The organism is Pseudomonas sp. 22085, from assembly GCF_052045815.1.
In the GTDB taxonomy this organism is placed as follows: domain Bacteria; phylum Pseudomonadota; class Gammaproteobacteria; order Pseudomonadales; family Pseudomonadaceae; genus Aquipseudomonas; species Aquipseudomonas glycinae.
The window spans coordinates 1-16,287 of sequence record NZ_JBQEQA010000022.1; the positions used below are offsets into that span (position 1 = coordinate 1).

Annotated in this window: 15 protein-coding genes; 10 read left to right on the top strand and 5 right to left on the bottom strand. The window is 60.3% G+C overall.

Features of this window, described 5'->3' with window-relative positions; all coding sequences use genetic code 11:
• Nucleotides 1-106 precede the first annotated feature (106 nt).
• The 3 genes from ACTJK7_RS23555 to ACTJK7_RS23565 all read left to right on the top strand — a co-directional run bounded on the left by ACTJK7_RS23555 (nucleotide 107) and on the right by ACTJK7_RS23565 (nucleotide 2,888).
• Nucleotides 107-1,006 carry a hydroxymethylglutaryl-CoA lyase gene (locus tag ACTJK7_RS23555; RefSeq protein WP_064380750.1) on the top strand — a complete coding sequence of 300 codons (900 nt, stop codon included), beginning with the start codon at nucleotides 107-109 and terminating at the stop codon, nucleotides 1,004-1,006.
• A 1,069-nt stretch (nucleotides 1,007-2,075) separates the two neighbouring features.
• Nucleotides 2,076-2,441, top strand: a complete 366-nt coding sequence (locus tag ACTJK7_RS23560; RefSeq protein ID WP_064380754.1) for a DUF6124 family protein — start codon at nucleotides 2,076-2,078, stop codon at nucleotides 2,439-2,441.
• 87 nt (nucleotides 2,442-2,528) lie between these two features.
• Nucleotides 2,529-2,888 (top strand): DUF6124 family protein, encoded by a 360-nt coding sequence (locus ACTJK7_RS23565; protein WP_064380755.1) that lies wholly within the window; start codon nucleotides 2,529-2,531, stop codon nucleotides 2,886-2,888.
• Nucleotides 2,889-2,939: 51 nt separating this feature from the next.
• On the opposite strand, the gene ACTJK7_RS23570 is transcribed toward ACTJK7_RS23565, so the two are convergent.
• Nucleotides 2,940-4,637, bottom strand: coding sequence for an AMP-binding protein (locus ACTJK7_RS23570; RefSeq protein WP_108562735.1), 1,698 nt, complete (start codon nucleotides 4,635-4,637; stop codon nucleotides 2,940-2,942).
• Nucleotides 4,638-4,836: 199 nt separating this feature from the next.
• On the opposite strand from ACTJK7_RS23570, the gene ACTJK7_RS23575 reads away from it, so the two are divergent.
• The 4 genes from ACTJK7_RS23575 to ACTJK7_RS23590 are packed head-to-tail and all read left to right on the top strand — an operon-like array spanning nucleotide 4,837 to nucleotide 10,398.
• Nucleotides 4,837-6,000: an isovaleryl-CoA dehydrogenase gene (locus ACTJK7_RS23575; RefSeq protein ID WP_039767508.1), complete on the top strand. Its 1,164-nt coding sequence runs from the start codon at nucleotides 4,837-4,839 to the stop codon at nucleotides 5,998-6,000.
• A 12-nt stretch (nucleotides 6,001-6,012) separates the two neighbouring features.
• Nucleotides 6,013-7,620 (top strand): carboxyl transferase domain-containing protein, encoded by a 1,608-nt coding sequence (locus ACTJK7_RS23580; protein WP_064597790.1) that lies wholly within the window; start codon nucleotides 6,013-6,015, stop codon nucleotides 7,618-7,620.
• Nucleotides 7,621-7,633: 13 nt separating this feature from the next.
• Nucleotides 7,634-8,449, top strand: coding sequence for a gamma-carboxygeranoyl-CoA hydratase (locus ACTJK7_RS23585; protein ID WP_039767512.1), 816 nt, complete (start codon nucleotides 7,634-7,636; stop codon nucleotides 8,447-8,449).
• Entirely contained in the window at nucleotides 8,449-10,398 is a 1,950-nt protein-coding gene (locus tag ACTJK7_RS23590; RefSeq protein WP_108562737.1) for an acetyl/propionyl/methylcrotonyl-CoA carboxylase subunit alpha, read from the top strand. The genes ACTJK7_RS23585 and ACTJK7_RS23590 overlap by 1 nt, the downstream gene beginning before the upstream one ends.
• A gap of 39 nt (nucleotides 10,399-10,437) precedes the next feature.
• Here the strand turns inward: ACTJK7_RS23590 and ACTJK7_RS23595 are convergent, their stop codons facing one another.
• Nucleotides 10,438-11,094, bottom strand: a complete 657-nt coding sequence (locus tag ACTJK7_RS23595; RefSeq protein ID WP_064384077.1) for a LexA family protein — start codon at nucleotides 11,092-11,094, stop codon at nucleotides 10,438-10,440.
• A 129-nt stretch (nucleotides 11,095-11,223) separates the two neighbouring features.
• Between ACTJK7_RS23595 and ACTJK7_RS23600 the strand changes: the two genes are divergently transcribed.
• A complete protein-coding gene (locus tag ACTJK7_RS23600) occupies nucleotides 11,224-11,562 on the top strand; it encodes a DUF6124 family protein (RefSeq protein WP_011335006.1) in 339 nt (112 codons plus the stop codon).
• Between the two features lie 143 nt (nucleotides 11,563-11,705).
• Here the strand turns inward: ACTJK7_RS23600 and ACTJK7_RS23605 are convergent, their stop codons facing one another.
• The gene (locus tag ACTJK7_RS23605; RefSeq protein WP_223290654.1) at nucleotides 11,706-11,945 is read right to left on the bottom strand and encodes a hypothetical protein; all 240 of its coding nucleotides are present in this window, start codon (nucleotides 11,943-11,945) and stop codon (nucleotides 11,706-11,708) included.
• A 97-nt stretch (nucleotides 11,946-12,042) separates the two neighbouring features.
• Between ACTJK7_RS23605 and ACTJK7_RS23610 the strand changes: the two genes are divergently transcribed.
• Nucleotides 12,043-13,194 (top strand): M14 family metallopeptidase, encoded by a 1,152-nt coding sequence (locus ACTJK7_RS23610; RefSeq protein ID WP_064380763.1) that lies wholly within the window; start codon nucleotides 12,043-12,045, stop codon nucleotides 13,192-13,194.
• A 147-nt stretch (nucleotides 13,195-13,341) separates the two neighbouring features.
• Complete coding sequence (locus ACTJK7_RS23615) at nucleotides 13,342-14,550, top strand: MFS transporter (protein WP_108562739.1); 1,209 nt, start codon at nucleotides 13,342-13,344, stop codon at nucleotides 14,548-14,550.
• 7 nt (nucleotides 14,551-14,557) lie between these two features.
• Here the strand turns inward: ACTJK7_RS23615 and ACTJK7_RS23620 are convergent, their stop codons facing one another.
• Both ACTJK7_RS23620 and ACTJK7_RS23625 read right to left on the bottom strand, forming a co-directional pair.
• On the bottom strand, nucleotides 14,558-15,103 hold the full coding sequence (locus ACTJK7_RS23620) for a cytochrome b (RefSeq protein ID WP_108562741.1): 546 nt from the start codon (nucleotides 15,101-15,103) through the stop codon (nucleotides 14,558-14,560).
• Nucleotides 15,100-16,194, bottom strand: a complete 1,095-nt coding sequence (locus tag ACTJK7_RS23625; protein ID WP_108562743.1) for a catalase family peroxidase — start codon at nucleotides 16,192-16,194, stop codon at nucleotides 15,100-15,102. The genes ACTJK7_RS23620 and ACTJK7_RS23625 overlap by 4 nt, the downstream gene beginning before the upstream one ends.
• Nucleotides 16,195-16,287 lie beyond the last annotated feature (93 nt).

Consider the following 16,287-nt stretch of genomic DNA (forward strand, 5'->3'; position numbering starts at 1 on the left):
CGAATGCGGTGTTTCAGAATCAGATTTGTCGACTGACACTCCGCCTTCGCGAGCAAGCCCGCTCCCACAAGGGGTTCCGCAGGAATTCAAAGAGCAGGTCAACACCATGTCCCTCCCCTCCCAAGTACGCCTGATCGAAGTCGGCCCGCGTGACGGCCTGCAGAACGAAGCCCAGCCCATCAGCGTCGCCGACAAGGTGCAACTGGTCGACGCGCTGAGCGCCGCCGGTCTCGGCTATATAGAAGTCGGCAGTTTCGTTTCGCCCAAGTGGGTACCGCAGATGGCCGGTTCCGCTGATGTATTCGCGCAGATCCAGCGCAAGCCCGGCGTGACCTATGGCGCGCTGGCGCCGAACCTGCGCGGTTTTGAGGATGCGCTGGCCGCCGGGGTCAAGGAAGTCGCCGTGTTTGCCGCCGCGTCCGAAGCCTTTTCGCAGCGCAACATCAATTGCTCGATCAGCGAAAGCCTGGCGCGGTTCGCGCCGATCATGGAATCGGCGAAACAGCACGGCGTTACCGTGCGCGGTTACGTGTCCTGCGTGCTCGGCTGCCCTTATGAAGGCGAGGTCGCCCCGGAACAAGTGGCCATGGTCGCCCGCGAGCTGTACGCGATGGGCTGCTACGAAGTATCGCTGGGTGACACCATCGGTACCGGCACCGCGGGCGCGACCCGCCGGCTGTTCGAAGTGGTTTCGAATCAGGTGCCACGCGAAAAACTCGCCGGCCACTTCCACGACACCTACGGCCAGGCCATGGCCAACATCTACGCCAGCCTGCTGGAAGGCATCGCGGTGTTCGACAGCTCGATCGCCGGCCTCGGCGGCTGCCCGTACGCCAAGGGCGCCAGCGGTAACGTCGCCACCGAAGACGTGGTGTACCTGCTCAACGGCCTAGGCATCGAGACCGGTATCGACCTCGACGCCTTGATTGCCGCCGGCCAACAGATCAGCGCCGTGCTGGGCCGCCCGACCGGTTCGCGCGTGGCCAAGGCTCGCAGCGCACAGTGAGGGGATGGTGTTACCGCCGAGCGTGAAACGTGGGCACAAGCGAGTAACACGGAAACAGATTGTCTGGTTTTGCCCGAAGGAAAAATCCTTCAAAAAACTCAAACCATTGATTTACAAGGGTTTCCAAAAGTTGGCACGGCTTCTGCTATCTCTATGGCATAACAAGAATAAAAAGCAGCAAACCAATAAAAATAAGACGTACCGACTCTGACATAACAAAAACAACACGGCAGAGACGCAGCTAACAGATTTTTTTGGAGAAGGTGTGCTTTTCAGGGTATTCCTCGGAATGACCCGCAACCGGGCAGAGAACAATAAAACTACCTTCAGGTAGCTCCCGAATCGGTTGGATCGTTAGACGAGAAAGCAGATCAGCGCTCAAAAAAATACGTTTGCTCTTGACCCCGGATGGGGGTCGCCAAAAACAGCGGTAAAGGGCCACGGTTGCCAAAAACAACAACAGACCGCCCCTCAATAATAAAAAAGAGCACGCGACGACAAAATTAAAGGGGAGCTTCGGCTCCCCTTTGTGCTGTCTGGCGTTCTGAAATTGTCCGCAACGGAACTCCTCCCCCATCTCGATCTTCCTGCAAGCGCTTACTCGGCATGATCTCAATAAGGCAATTGATGCCGTGCCTCAACATCCAGCCCCACATACAAGTAATCCCAACAAAAACACGGTGGGTTCACGGCTTTCGCTGTGTGTAAACACGACGCCGCATGCGCGTTTAAATTACACGAACCGTTACGCCATAAGGGCTACAACACCTTGCGTCGTTGCCTACGCGTACGCCAGAATCCGCCGGCTTACGCGGCTATGGGGTGGGCTATATCGTTTCCCTGTCACTGAAAAACAGTGATCGGGTTTGGTAGCCCGTCTGTAATAGCTGTATGGCAACACCGTATGCAGGCCCTTTTGGGGGCTCTGTTTTATGGTGGTCATGCGTGGGGCTCATTCGTGAGCGCCGGGTTCCTATTGCAGCCGGTCTACCAACCCGCGTATGGCCGCCACCCATCGTTTGGTAGCGTGGGTGATGGCTCCTTGACATCTGCGATAGGAGTTACACGTATGTTCAAAGCCACACCAAACCCACCAGATACCGATTCAATCCCCTACGACGCCGCACTGGAAGCCGAAAACATAAAAACGGCAACCGAGCGGGCGATCAATCATTACCTCGATCCTGGGGCGCAGAAGACGTCCAAGCCATCGCGCAAGCCCGGAAAGATCTATCTGGTCAATCCAACAATGGATGACGAAACGCTGCTGGTCGAAGCGTGCGAAACGCTGTCGTCGGCCAGTGACATGGCTCGGGACCTCGGCGACACCGTCGATCCGTCGCAGCGCAAGGCGATGCAGATTCTGCAGCAGGTCATCATGCTGAGTGAGCTGCTGGTCAATCGTGTGCTGGATAACCATCACGTCTCGCGGTAGTTGCCGCCTCGGTGAGGGGTTTGTCCCCTCACCGCCTGGCAGCCGTCTATAAAAACCCTCAAGCGACTCTTTCTGGAGTTCCAGCTGATGTCCAAGACCGTCATTCCACCGTTAGAAGATCCGGTGTCCCCCTACGAATTTCCCGATTCAAGAAAACTCCACGACGCGGCCGAACGCGCCCTCGACTATTACTTGCCCCCCGCAGCCAAGATCATGGCCACGCCCTACACCCCAAACGACATGTTCAGGGTCAACCCGCAAACCGACACGGAGTCATTGCTGGCCAACGCCTGCGAATCCCTGGCTTCAGCCACGGTCATGCTCGGTGACTTTGCCGGCCTGCTGGAAGGGCCGAACCGCAAGACCCTTTTGGGCATTGCGCAAGTGGTGATGTTGGGCGAGTTGGCGGTTAATCAGGCGTTGGAAAATGTAGAAGTAAAGCAATAAGCGCCGCTTTCGAAGCCAGGATCCGCGGCCTGGCTTCGAAAGCTCTAATCGTCAGCCCTCGTTGCTACGTAACTCCTCGATACTGATCTCACGCATCCGGAATTTCTGGATCTTGCCCGTCACAGTCATCGGAAATTCCTCGACGAACTTGAAGTACCGCGGCGTCTTGAAGTGAGCGATGCGCTCCTTGCACCACGCTTGCAGCTCTTGTTCGGTCGCGCTGTGGCCGGGATGGAATTTGATCCAGGCGACGATTTCCTCGCCGTAGCGCGAGCAAGGAATGCCGATCACCTGCACGTCCGCCACCGCTGGATGGGTGAAGAAGAACTCTTCCAGTTCACGCGGGTAAATGTTTTCGCCGCCACGGATGATCATGTCCTTGTTACGCCCGGCGATGCACACGTAACCCTCGTCGTTCATGCTCGCCAGGTCGCCGGTGTGCATCCAGCCTGCCGCGTCGATGGCTTCGGCGGTGGCATTCGGGTTGTTCCAGTAGCCGAGCATCACGCTGTAGCCACGGGTGCACAGCTCGCCGATGGTGCCGCGCGGCACTGGATTGCCAGCCTCGTCGATGATTTTGCTTTCGAGTTGTGGCTGGGTGCGGCCGACGGTGGTGACGCGCAGTTCCAGTTCGTCGGATGGCCCGGTCTGCAGGGACACGGGGCTGGTTTCGGTCATGCCGTAGGCGATCTGCACTTCGCTCATGTGCATTTCGTTGATGACGCGACGCATCACTTCGATTGGGCAGGTGGCGCCGGCCATGATCCCGGTGCGCAGGGTCGACAGGTCGAATTCGGCGCGTTGTGGCTGATCGAGCATAGCGATGAACATGGTCGGCACGCCGTACAGCGCGGTGGCCTTTTCTTCGGCGACGGTGCTCAGGGTCAGCAGCGGATCGAAGGCATCGTTGGGATAAATCATCGTGCTGCCGTGGGTAATACAGCCGAGGTTGCCCATGACCATGCCGAAGCAGTGATACAACGGCACCGGGATCACCAGGCGATCAGCGGCGGTCAGGCCGAGGCTTTCGCCGACCATGTAACCGTTGTTGAGGATGTTGTAGTGACTGAGGGTCGCGCCCTTGGGGAAACCGGTGGTGCCGGAGGTGTACTGGATGTTGACCGGTTGATCGAAGTGCAGGCTGTCGCTGCGTTCACGCAATTGTTCTGGAGAGACACTGGCGGCCAGATCTGCCAGTTGCGACCACGGGAGAAAACCCGAAGGCGGCTGGGGATCAAGACTGATCAACCCGCGCAGCTCCGGCAGACGTTCGCTGCGCAGTTCGCCGATGGATTGCTCGGCCAGTTCCGGCAGCAAGCCTTGCAACATGCCGTGATAGTTCGAAGATTTGAAGGCACCGGCGCAGACCAGCCATTGGCAACCGGACTGCTTGAGCACGTATTCCAGTTCGGAGCTGCGGTAGGCCGGATTGATGTTGACCAGGACCACGCCGAGCTTCGCGGTGGCAAACTGAGTGATGCACCACTGCGCGCAATTCGGCGCCCAGATGCCGAGCCGATCACCGGCCTGCAAACCCAACGCCAGCAGCGCTCTGGCATGCACGTTCACCGCGTCGGCCAGTTGCCGCCAGGTATACCGCAGCTGCTGGTGGCGCACCACCAGCGCCTCGCCGTCCGGGTACTGCGCGACGGTCTCGTCGAACTTCTGCCCGATGGTCATCGCCAGCAAGGCTTTGTCCTGGGAACCACGGGTGTAGCTGCGCTGCGGGTTTGCACTGGGTTGATCCATGACGACCCCTATTGTCTTTATTAGTGGGTGTTGGACCGGAGCTACGGCAGCTCCGACCATTCAGAACTGGCTCTACTCTCGCTCAAGTTGACGTTAACGTAAAGGGTGATTGACAGCCATTCGTCACAGGCTTACGTTAACGTAAAGGTGAGAACTGAACGCCCTTCTCCCCACCCTACAAAAAGCCAAAAGGTGACCCATGAGCTACCCATCCCTGAACTTTGCCCTCGGCGAAACCATCGACATGCTGCGCGATCAGGTTCAGTCCTTCGTTGCCAAGGAGATCGCCCCGCGTGCCGCGCAGATCGACAGCGACAACCTGTTCCCGGCCGATCTGTGGCGCAAGTTTGGCGATATGGGCCTGCTCGGCATCACCGTACCGGAAGAGTACGGCGGCGCTGGTCTGGGTTACCTGGCGCACGTGGTGGCGATGGAAGAAATCAGCCGTGGCTCGGCCTCGGTGGCGTTGTCCTACGGCGCCCACTCCAACCTCTGCGTGAACCAGATCAACCGCAATGGCAACCACGAACAGAAAGCCAAATACCTGCCAAAACTGATCAGCGGCGAGCACGTCGGCGCCCTCGCCATGAGCGAGCCGAACGCCGGTTCCGACGTGGTCTCGATGAAACTGCGCGCCGATAAACGCGGCGACCGTTTCGTGCTCAACGGCAGCAAGACCTGGATCACCAATGGCCCCGACGCCAACACCTACGTGATCTACGCCAAGACCGACCTGGAAAAGGGCCCGCACGGCATCACCGCATTCATCGTCGAGCGCGACTGGAAAGGCTTCAGCCGCAGCAACAAGTTCGACAAGCTCGGCATGCGCGGCTCCAACACTTGCGAGCTGTTCTTCGATGACGTCGAAGTGCCGGAAGAAAACATCCTCGGCGTGCTCAACGGCGGCGTGAAAGTGCTGATGAGCGGCCTCGATTACGAGCGCGTCGTGCTGTCCGGTGGCCCGACCGGGATCATGCAGTCGTGCATGGACTTGATCGTACCGTACATCCACGACCGCAAGCAGTTCGGCCAGAGCATCGGCGAATTCCAGCTGATCCAGGGCAAGGTCGCCGACATGTACACCCAACTCAATGCCAGCCGCGCCTACCTCTACGCTGTGGCCCAGGCCTGCGAGCGCAACGAAACCACCCGCAAGGACGCCGCCGGCGTGATCCTCTACACCGCCGAACGTGCCACGCAAATGGCTCTGGACGCGATCCAGATTCTCGGCGGTAACGGTTACATCAACGAATTCCCGGCCGGTCGTCTGTTGCGTGACGCCAAGTTGTACGAAATCGGCGCTGGCACCAGTGAGATCCGTCGCATGCTGATCGGCCGCGAACTGTTCAACGAAACCCGCTAAACGGAGCTGTCCATGGCTATCCTGCATACCCAGCTCAACCCTCGTTCAGCGGAGTTCGCCGCCAACAGCGCGGCGATGCTCAAACAGGTCGACGCCCTGCACACCCTGCTCGCCCAAGTGGCCCAGGGCGGCGGCGCAAAAGCTCAGGAACGTCACACCTCACGCGGCAAACTGCTGCCCCGTGAGCGGATCAACCGCTTGCTCGATCCGGGCTCGCCGTTTCTGGAAATCAGCCAGTTGGCCGCTCACGCCGTGTATGGCGAAGACGTGCCGGCCGCTGGCGTGATTGCCGGGATCGGCCGCGTGGAAGGCGTCGAATGCATGATCGTCGCCAACGACGCGACGGTGAAAGGTGGCTCGTACTACCCGCTGACCGTGAAGAAACACCTGCGTGCCCAGACCATCGCCCAGCAAAACCGCTTGCCGTGCATTTATCTGGTGGACTCGGGCGGTGCCAACCTGCCGCGTCAGGACGAAGTATTCCCGGATCGCGAGCACTTCGGGCGGATCTTCTTCAATCAGGCCAACATGAGCGCCATGGGCATTCCGCAGATTGCCGTGGTCATGGGTTCCTGTACCGCCGGCGGCGCCTACGTGCCGGCGATGGCCGACGAAGCGATCATGGTGCGCAATCAGGCGACGATTTTCCTCGCCGGCCCGCCGCTGGTGAAAGCCGCGACCGGTGAAGTGGTCAGCGCCGAAGACCTCGGCGGGGCCGATGTGCACTGCAAGACTTCCGGGGTCGCCGACCATTACGCCGAAAGCGATGAGCACGCCCTCGCCCTCGCCCGCCGCAGCGTCGCCAACCTCAACTGGCGCAAGCTCGGCGAAGTGCAGCAGCGCGCACCGATTGCGCCGCTGTACGCCAGCGATGAGTTGTACGGCGTGGTGTCGGCGGACGCCAAGCAGCCGTTCGATGTGCGCGAAGTGATTGCGCGACTGGTCGACGGTTCGGTGTTCGATGAATTCAAAGCTTTGTTCGGCACCACGCTGGTGTGCGGTTTCGCTCATCTGCATGGCTACCCGATCGCGATCCTCGCCAACAACGGCATCCTGTTCGCCGAAGCCGCGCAGAAAGGCGCGCACTTCATCGAACTGGCCTGCCAACGCGGGATTCCGCTGCTGTTTCTGCAGAACATCACAGGCTTCATGGTCGGCCAGAAATATGAGGCCGGCGGCATCGCCAAACACGGCGCCAAACTGGTGACCGCCGTGGCGTGCGCCAAGGTGCCGAAATTCACCGTGATCATCGGCGGCAGCTTCGGTGCCGGTAACTACGGCATGTGCGGGCGGGCCTACGATCCGCGTTTCCTGTGGATGTGGCCGAACGCGCGGATCGGCGTGATGGGCGCCGAACAGGCGGCCGGCGTGCTGGTTCAGGTCAAGCGCGAGCAGGCCGAACGCAGCGGTCAGGCGTTCAGCGCCGAGCAGGAAAGCGAGATCAAGCAACCGATTCTCGACCAGTACGAAGAGCAGGGTCACCCCTACTACTCCAGCGCACGGCTGTGGGACGACGGCGTCATCGACCCGGCGCAGACCCGCGATGTACTGGCCCTGGCCTTGTCCGCGTCGTTGAACGCGCCTATCGAACCGAGCCGCTTCGGCGTGTTCCGGATGTGATCGGGAGAACCTCATGAGCGACTTCAACACCCTCGAATTGCACAGCGATCCACGGGGTTTCGCGACCCTGTGGCTGAGCCGCGAAGAAAAGAACAACGCGTTCAACGCCGAGATGATCCGCGAACTGATCCTGGCTTTGGACAAGGTCGCCAGCGACGCCAGCCTGCGTTTCCTGCTGGTGCGCGGACGCGGCAAACACTTCAGCGCCGGCGCCGATCTGGCCTGGATGCAGCAATCGGCCGAACTCGATTACCACACCAACCTCGACGACGCCCGGGAACTGGCGGAGCTGATGTACAACCTCGCCAAACTGAAAATCCCGACCGTGGCCGTGGTGCAAGGCGCGGCGTTCGGCGGCGCGCTGGGTCTTATCAGTTGCTGCGACATGGCGATTGGCGCCGATGACGCGCAGTTCTGTCTGTCGGAAGTGCGCATTGGCCTGGCGCCGGCGGTGATCAGCCCGTTCGTGGTGCAAGCCATCGGCGAACGGGCGGCGCGGCGTTATGCGTTGACGGCCGAGCGTTTCGGCGGGCAGCGGGCGCGGGAAATCGGTTTGTTGTCGGAAAGCTATCCAGCGACCGAGCTTGAACAGAAAGTCGAGCAATGGATCGACAACCTGCTGCTCAACAGCCCCGCCGCGATGCGCGCCAGCAAGGATCTGCTGCGTGAAGTCGGCAACGGCGCGCTGACGCCGGCCCTGCGTCGCTACACCGAAAACGCCATCGCCCGCATCCGCGTCAGCCCGGAAGGCCAGGAAGGCTTGCGGGCCTTTTTGCAGAAACGTGCGCCGAGCTGGCAAGCCGCAACCACCACCAAGGAGCCGCGTTGATGAGCGCACCTGTTCTCACCACCCTGCTGGTGGCCAACCGTGGCGAAATCGCTTGCCGGGTCATGCGTACCGCCAAGGCGCTGGGCATGACCACCGTCGCCGTACACAGCGCCACCGACCGCGAAGCGCGGCACAGTCGTGAAGCGGATATCCGCGTCGATCTGGGCGGCAGCAAAGCGGCCGACAGCTATCTGCAAATCGACAAACTGATCGCGGCGGCCAAGGCCAGCGGCGCTCAGGCGATTCATCCGGGGTATGGCTTTCTGTCGGAGAACGCCGGGTTTGCCCGCGCCATCGAAGCCGCCGGCCTGATTTTCCTCGGCCCGCCCGCCTCGGCCATCGATGCGATGGGCAGCAAATCCGCCGCCAAGGCATTGATGGAAACTGCCGGCGTGCCGCTGGTGCCGGGTTATCACGGCGAGGCTCAGGATCTTGATACCTTCCGCGATGCTTGCGAACGCATCGGTTATCCGGTGCTGCTCAAAGCCACAGCCGGCGGTGGCGGTAAAGGTATGAAAGTTGTCGAGGACGTCAGCCAATTGGCTGAAGCGCTGGCCTCGGCTCAGCGTGAAGCGCAGTCCTCGTTCGGCGATTCGCGGATGCTGGTGGAAAAATACCTGCTCAAGCCGCGTCACGTGGAAATCCAGGTGTTCGCCGATCAGCATGGCAATTGCCTGTACCTGAATGAGCGCGACTGCTCGATTCAGCGTCGGCACCAGAAGGTCGTCGAAGAGGCGCCGGCACCGGGCCTCAGTCCGGAACTGCGTCGGGCGATGGGTGAAGCGGCTGTGCGTTCGGCGCAGGCTATCGGTTACGTCGGCGCCGGCACGGTGGAGTTTCTGCTGGATGCTCGCGGCGAGTTCTTCTTCATGGAAATGAACACGCGGCTACAGGTCGAACACCCGGTCACCGAAGCCATCACCGGGCTCGATCTGGTGGCCTGGCAGATTCGCGTCGCCCGTGGCGAAGCGTTGCCGATCACTCAGGATCAATTGCCGCTGAACGGGCATGCGATTGAGGTTCGGCTGTATGCGGAAGATCCGTCGAATGATTTCCTGCCGGCGACCGGGCGTCTGGATCTGTATCGCGAATCCGCCGCAGGTCCGGGGCGCCGTGTGGACAGTGGCGTTGAGGAAGGCGACGAGATTTCGCCGTTCTATGACCCGATGCTCGGCAAGCTGATTGCCTGGGGCGAGGATCGTGAACAGGCGCGTTTGCGGCTGCTGAGCATGCTCGATGAGTTTGCGATTGGCGGGTTGAAGACCAACATCAACTTCCTGCGGCGGATCATCGGGCATCCGGCGTTTGCGGCGGCGGAACTGGATACCGGGTTCATTCCGCGTTATCAGGATCAGTTGCTGCCAGCGCCTGCTGCGCTGAGCGATGAATTTTGGAATGCGGCGGCGCAGGCTTTTGCGCAGAGCCTGCCGGAGACGGCTCGGTCGGATGATCCCGCTTCGCCTTGGGCGCTACACAGTGGTTTGCGCGCGGGGTTGCCACGTGAAATCGCACTCCACTTGAGTTGCGAGGGGCAGGATCGGGCGTTGACGCTCGGCGCTGGCGGCAATGCAAAACTGATCGGCGAACAACTGGTGGTCGAGCACGATGGGCTGCGCCGACAACTGCGTGCGATTCGTCGTGGAGAGGTTCTGTTTCTGCAATGGGACGGCGAGCTGCGACGCGTTGAAACGTACGACCCGATCAGCGCTGTCGAAGCCAGTCATAGCCATCAGGGTGGTCTGACAGCGCCAATGAACGGCAGCATCGTTCGAGTGTTGGTGGAGGCCGGGCAATCGGTTGAGGCCGGCACTCAATTGGTGGTGCTGGAAGCGATGAAGATGGAACACAGCATCCGCGCGCCCCATGCTGGCGTGATCAAGGCGCTGTATTGCCAGGAAGGCGAAATGGTCAGCGAAGGCAGCGCACTGGTCGAACTGGAAGAAGCGTGAAAGGTGGATCGATCCTACGCTTGGCGAGGATCGATCTGACTAGTATTTGGCGGTTGCCTGAACCACGACACCGATAATTCGGCACTCGTCGGTCAACAAGGCTTTCGGCCAGGTCGGATTGAGCGGCGCCAGGTAACGCTGGCCGCCCTCTTCGATCAGTTTGCGGAAAATGGCCTCGTCGCTGTCCGGCCACTGGGCGATCACCAATTTTCCGGGCTCGGCTTCCAGCGCCGGATCCACCAGGATCATCATCCCCTCGCCGATGCTCTGCCCGGTCGGCGCGGTCATCGCATTACCCGTCACCGTGAGCCAGAACGCCGGGCCACGGGCGTGATAATCCGTCAGCTCGAAACGTCGCTTGTCCTTGGCACTCGAATACGCTGGCTGGCTTTCACGGGCCTCGATCGGCGCATTCCACTCGCTGACCGGGTAGCGAAAGTAAGGGTTGTACTTCTGTGCCAGAGGCATTTCGTCGTCCGCATCGATCTGCGGTTCACGAATCACCACCGCGACTTCGAGATACTCCATACCCAACGCTTTCAGCACGCGGTTCATCTGCGTGATTCCGGGCTCGCGACGCTTGTTCAGCCAATGGCCGATGCCACCCTGAGACATGCCGACACGCTCGCCGAGCTCGACTTGAGTGACGTTGAGTTCACTCATTTTGGCCTTGACCAACTCAATCCATTTATCCATGTGCGGCACCATACGTGGACGCCTTCGGCCGACAAAACACATATTGTAGTATTTAAATTCTGGTCACAAATACTATTGGTACTATTCTTGGGTCACGGATTTGAATCGACCAAGGAGTGACCTTTCACCATGAATATCCCCAGCAAAGACTTGCCCGACCTGCAAATGGACACCACCTTTACGTCTCCGCAAGGGTGCGCCGCTGCGCAACGGGCGTTGGACTATTACTTGAAACCAGCTGTGTCAGAACCGGAAGTGGATGAGCGCTTTTTCGGCGTGAACAGCAACCTGAGTGGCGAAGAATCCCTGGTCCACGCCTCCGACCTGCTCCGTTGTGCAGCAGCGACGGCGTTCAAGGCTGCGGACAGCTTGCAGGGCGTCAATCGGGATCTGGCGTTTTCGGTCGTGCACATGGTGGACATGGCGCGGGCGATGGTTGATCACTCGCTTGATGGCGCAGTGCGCTGAAGACGGGAGTTCGGACGGACAGGAAAGAACTTTCCTATCGCGCAGATAAAAACATTTGACTTGCAAATGATAATGATTATTATTGCAAGCAACTGGTCGCGAGATCAGTCGATAGACCAGAGACCTTAGGTCGGTCTTCTGGACTATCTCCTCATCAGGCTAATCACGGTTTTTGACCCGGCTTTTTTGCCGGGTCTTTTTTTTGCCAGTTTTCTGGCTTGTGGCTTCAGGCTAATGAAGTCTTTGGGTGCTGCAAATTCGTCGGCGCGGATGATATCAAAAGAACATCGCTTGGCAAGCCGACCCCGACCACATTGGGACAAAGTAATGCCAATCAGCACTTGAGAATCAATCGCACAGCCACTAAGCTGCCAGCGCGTCATGGAAGACGCCCCCCGCCGCAACCCGCAATTTCCCTCGGTTTCACCCCTGTCTTGCGTGTAAAGTAGCCGCCATAAAAATCATATTCAGGAACCGATTATGACCGTGGCCAAATCTTCGTTCGACATCAGCGCCAACTTCGACAGCGGCAACATCCAAGTCATCGACATCAGCAACCCGCTCAACCCGGTTCTGGCAATTCGGCCAGATACCCGCAGCGGCCATTTCCAGTGGTTCCACTTCAAGGCCAGCGGCCTGCACGTTCATCAGGAACACTGGTTTCGTCTGGTCAACGCCAGTCAGTCCTCGTACAACAAGGCCTGGACCGGCTATCAGGCAGTCGCTTCCTACGACCACGTCAACTGGTTCCGCATTCCGACCCAATTCGAAGGCGACAGCCTGCGCTTCTGCCTTGAAGCCGAGCAGACCCACGCCTGGTTCGCCTACTTCGAACCTTACAGCCGCGGCCGTCACGACTGGCTGATCGAGCAAGCGCTGACCAAGGCCGGCACCGAACTGCTGGCCACCGGCAAAAGCGTCGAAGGCCGCGACATCCAGCTGCTACGCAAAGGCACTGGCGCCGAAGGTCGCCGCAAGATCTGGATCATCGCCCAGCAGCATCCCGGCGAGCACATGGCCGAGTGGTTCATGGAAGGCGTGATCGAACGCCTGGAACATCATGACGATCCGGTATTGAACAAACTGCTGGCCAGCGCTGATCTGTACCTCGTGCCGAACATGAATCCGGACGGCGCCTTCCACGGACACTTGCGCACCAACGCCATGGGTCAGGATCTGAACCGCGCCTGGCAGAACGCCAGTCAGGAAGTCAGCCCCGAAGTGCTTTTCGTACAGCAGCAGATGGAAAAGTACGGCGTCGATCTGTTCCTCGACGTACACGGCGACGAAGAAATTCCCCACGTGTTCACCGCCGGCTGCGAAGGCAATCCGGGTTACACCCCGCGAATCGAGAAGCTCGAAGAGCACTTCCGCAGCCACCTGAAACACACCACCAAAGACTTCCAGACCAAGTACGGCTACACCCGCGACGAACCGGGTCAGGCCAACATGACCTTGGCCTGCAACAGCGTTGGCCAGAAGTTCGACTGCCTGTCGCTGACCCTGGAAATGCCGTTCAAGGATCACGATGACGCGCCGAACCCGCTCACCGGCTGGTCGGGCAAGCGCTCGAAACAACTGGGCAAGGACGTGCTGACCACCATCGCGGACATGGTCGACACCCTGCGTTGATCGCCCCTGAGTTTCGCTTCACGAAAGATCGCAGCCTGTCTGCGATCTTTTTTTTTGCGCCGACATTTACCCAATCAGGTTGCAAATCAAAACCGGATTACTTACCGTCAATCAAGTTTTAAATTGAAACCTGAAAGGATCCGGGACATGAAAACTGCAACATTCGATAAAGGTGTCGTGCTGCTGTTCGCCATCGCCTGCGGCCTTGCGGTGGGCAACGTGTATTACGCCCAGCCGCTGCTGGATGCGATGGCCGACGCCTTCGGTCTGTCGCCGGGCAGCATCGGCATCGTCATGACGTTGACTCAGGTCGGTTACGGCCTTGGGCTGTTGTTGCTCGTGCCCCTTGGCGACCTGCTCAACCGCCGGCGGCTGATCGTCACGCAAACGCTGTTGTCCGCCGCTGCCTTGCTGATGATCGCCTTGGCATCGAACAGCGTCTGGCTACTGATCGGCGTCACCCTGACCGGTTTGCTTGCCGTGGTGACTCAGGTGCTGGTCGCCTACGCCGCGACTCTGGCCGTCCCGGCGCAACGCGGAAAGGTTGTGGGCGTGATCACCAGCGGCATCGTCGTCGGCATCCTGCTTGCGCGCACGGTGGCGGGCGGCATGGCTGATCTGGCCGGCTGGCGCTCGATCTATCTGCTGTCGGCGGGATTGACGCTGGTGATGGCCACGCTGCTGTTTCGGGTGTTGCCCAAAGATGAAGAAGCACGGCCATCCACGCATTACGTGGCATTGATCGCCTCAGTATTCAGCCTGTTTCGTGAAGAACCGGTGCTGCGCCAACGTGCGATCCTCGCGCTGCTGACTTTCGCCAGCGCCATGGTGCTGTGGACGCCGATGGTGTTGCCGCTGGCCGCCCCGCCGCTGTCGCTTTCCCAGAGTGAAATCGGATTGTTCGGACTCGCCGGCGCGGCGGGTGCACTCGCCGCCGCCAGAGCCGGACACCTGGCGGATCGAGGGTTGGGGCAATGGGTAAGCGGTCTGTCGCTGCTGCTGATGCTCGGTTCGTGGTTGCCGATCGCACTGACCCAGTCTTCGTTGTGGGCGTTGCTGCTTGGCGTCATCACCCTGGACTTGGGCTTGCAGGCCGTGCACGTCACCAGTCAGAGCATGATCTACAACGTCCGCCCGCAGGCGCAGAGCCGACTGACCGCCGGCTACATGCTGTTTTATTCAATGGGCAGCGCCTTGGGCTCAATCGCCTCGACGGCCATGTACGCCTGGGCAGGATGGCCGGGCGTCTGCGGGTTGGGAGCCGCAATCAATATGGTCGCGTTGCTGTACTGGTGGCGAACGCTGGCCACACGGAAACGTGGCGAGGCTGCCTGCGCCCTCGCCACGTCGGATTGAGGCACCATCAACCGCGATTGCGTCCCCGCAGCATGCTGTCGAGCACCTCGTCGCGGCGCACCCAGCCATGGAACAGCGCCGCCGCCAGGTGCAGCAGCACGGTCAGGAACAACAGATACGCCAGATATCCGTGAGCCTTGCGCAGCAACGCAAACACCTGCGCATCCGCCGGCACGATCGACGGCAATTGCAGGGATGTGCCGAGCATCACCGGATCCCCCGCCGCGCTGATCATCGCCCAGCCCAGCAACGGCAACACCAGCATCAGCGCATACAACAACAGATGAGAGGCCTTGGCCGCCATCACCTGCCAGCCCGGCAGATCCGCCGGCAGCGGCGGCTGACGGGTGCCCAGCCGCACCAGAATGCGCACGATCACCAGCAACAGAATCGCGATGCCCAGCGGTTTGTGCAGATTGATCAGCCATTCATGCCGCGCCGACACCGAGGTCACCATACCGGCGCCGATGAACAACATTGCGATGATCATCAACGCCATCAACCAGTGCAGCAACCGCGCCAGCGGATTGAAATGAGTCGGTTGCGTGCTCATGGGCGAGCCTCCTTTTTGCCGGTTGGCAGTTGGCTGACTTCGCTGGTGCGACGCAGGTAGGAATCGGCATAACCGGCCGAGCGTGCGGCCAGCAACGGATCGTCGGAACCCTGAATACCGGCCGGCAGCACCAGCGGATCGTAGTTGATGTCACGGCATTCGCCGCTGAGCTGGGGCTGGGTCTTTTCCAGTACCAGGGTGCCGGCGTTCAACACCTTGCGGCCGGCGGGCCAGGTCTTGCTCGCATCGTTCACCGGATCGTCGGCGTTGGCCAAGGTGATGTTCAACTGAAAGCGCAGCGGCCCTTCAGCCAGGCGCTGCACCAGGTCTTTTTCAAGGAAGTCGCTACCTTCAGGCGCGGTCGCACCGGCAGCGTCCTGGGCCAGAGGCGTCATGCTCCAGCGTACCGCTTGCTTCTTGCCGCTGGCATCCACCAGATAGAACGCGTTGACGCTGTTGTAGGTTTCGGTCGCGTAACTGGCCGAGGGCTTGGCGGTTTTTATCCAGGTCAGAAACGGCACGGCTTCCGGGTGTGAGGCAAAAAATGCCGGCACCTTGGTCGGGTCCGGTTTACCGGTGGCGGGATCCGGCGATTGCGCCTGCTGCAACTGATAGAACGCCTCGGGCGTGCCGACCGGGAACACCGGCATGCTGTTCATCCCGGTGCGCCACTGCTGGCCGTTGGCCTGAGTGAAACGCAGCGCCAGACTGCGGATCGGTACGGCGCTGTCCGGCGCATACGGACTGCCGGCCGGCAACGCAAAGCGCCCGACCACCGGGGTGCGCGGCTCATTGAACACTTGCGCGACAGAATACGGACGAGCCTCGCCGCTGCTCTCGAAATGTCCGATCACGCACACACCTTTGGCGTGATTGCGGCGAAAGCCGGGATGCACGCCGTTATTCTTCTCCAGCACATCGACCAACGCTTTTGGCGTCAGGCGTTGTGGGTCAAATGAACCATGAACGTAGGCAAATGCCCCGGCCAGGCCGGCGACCACCACGGCGATTCCGCCAAGTCGCAATACCAGGCTCGGGGCACTCAGTGGCGGGCGTTGTGGCCCGCCGGGCGATGAACTGCGATCAACCATGAAAGACTCCAGGGCCATCGGCCATAGGGAAAGGTGCTATGAGACGCACGCCTCGTAGGATTATTCCCTCTGAACTGTAGTTTCTTTCGTGCG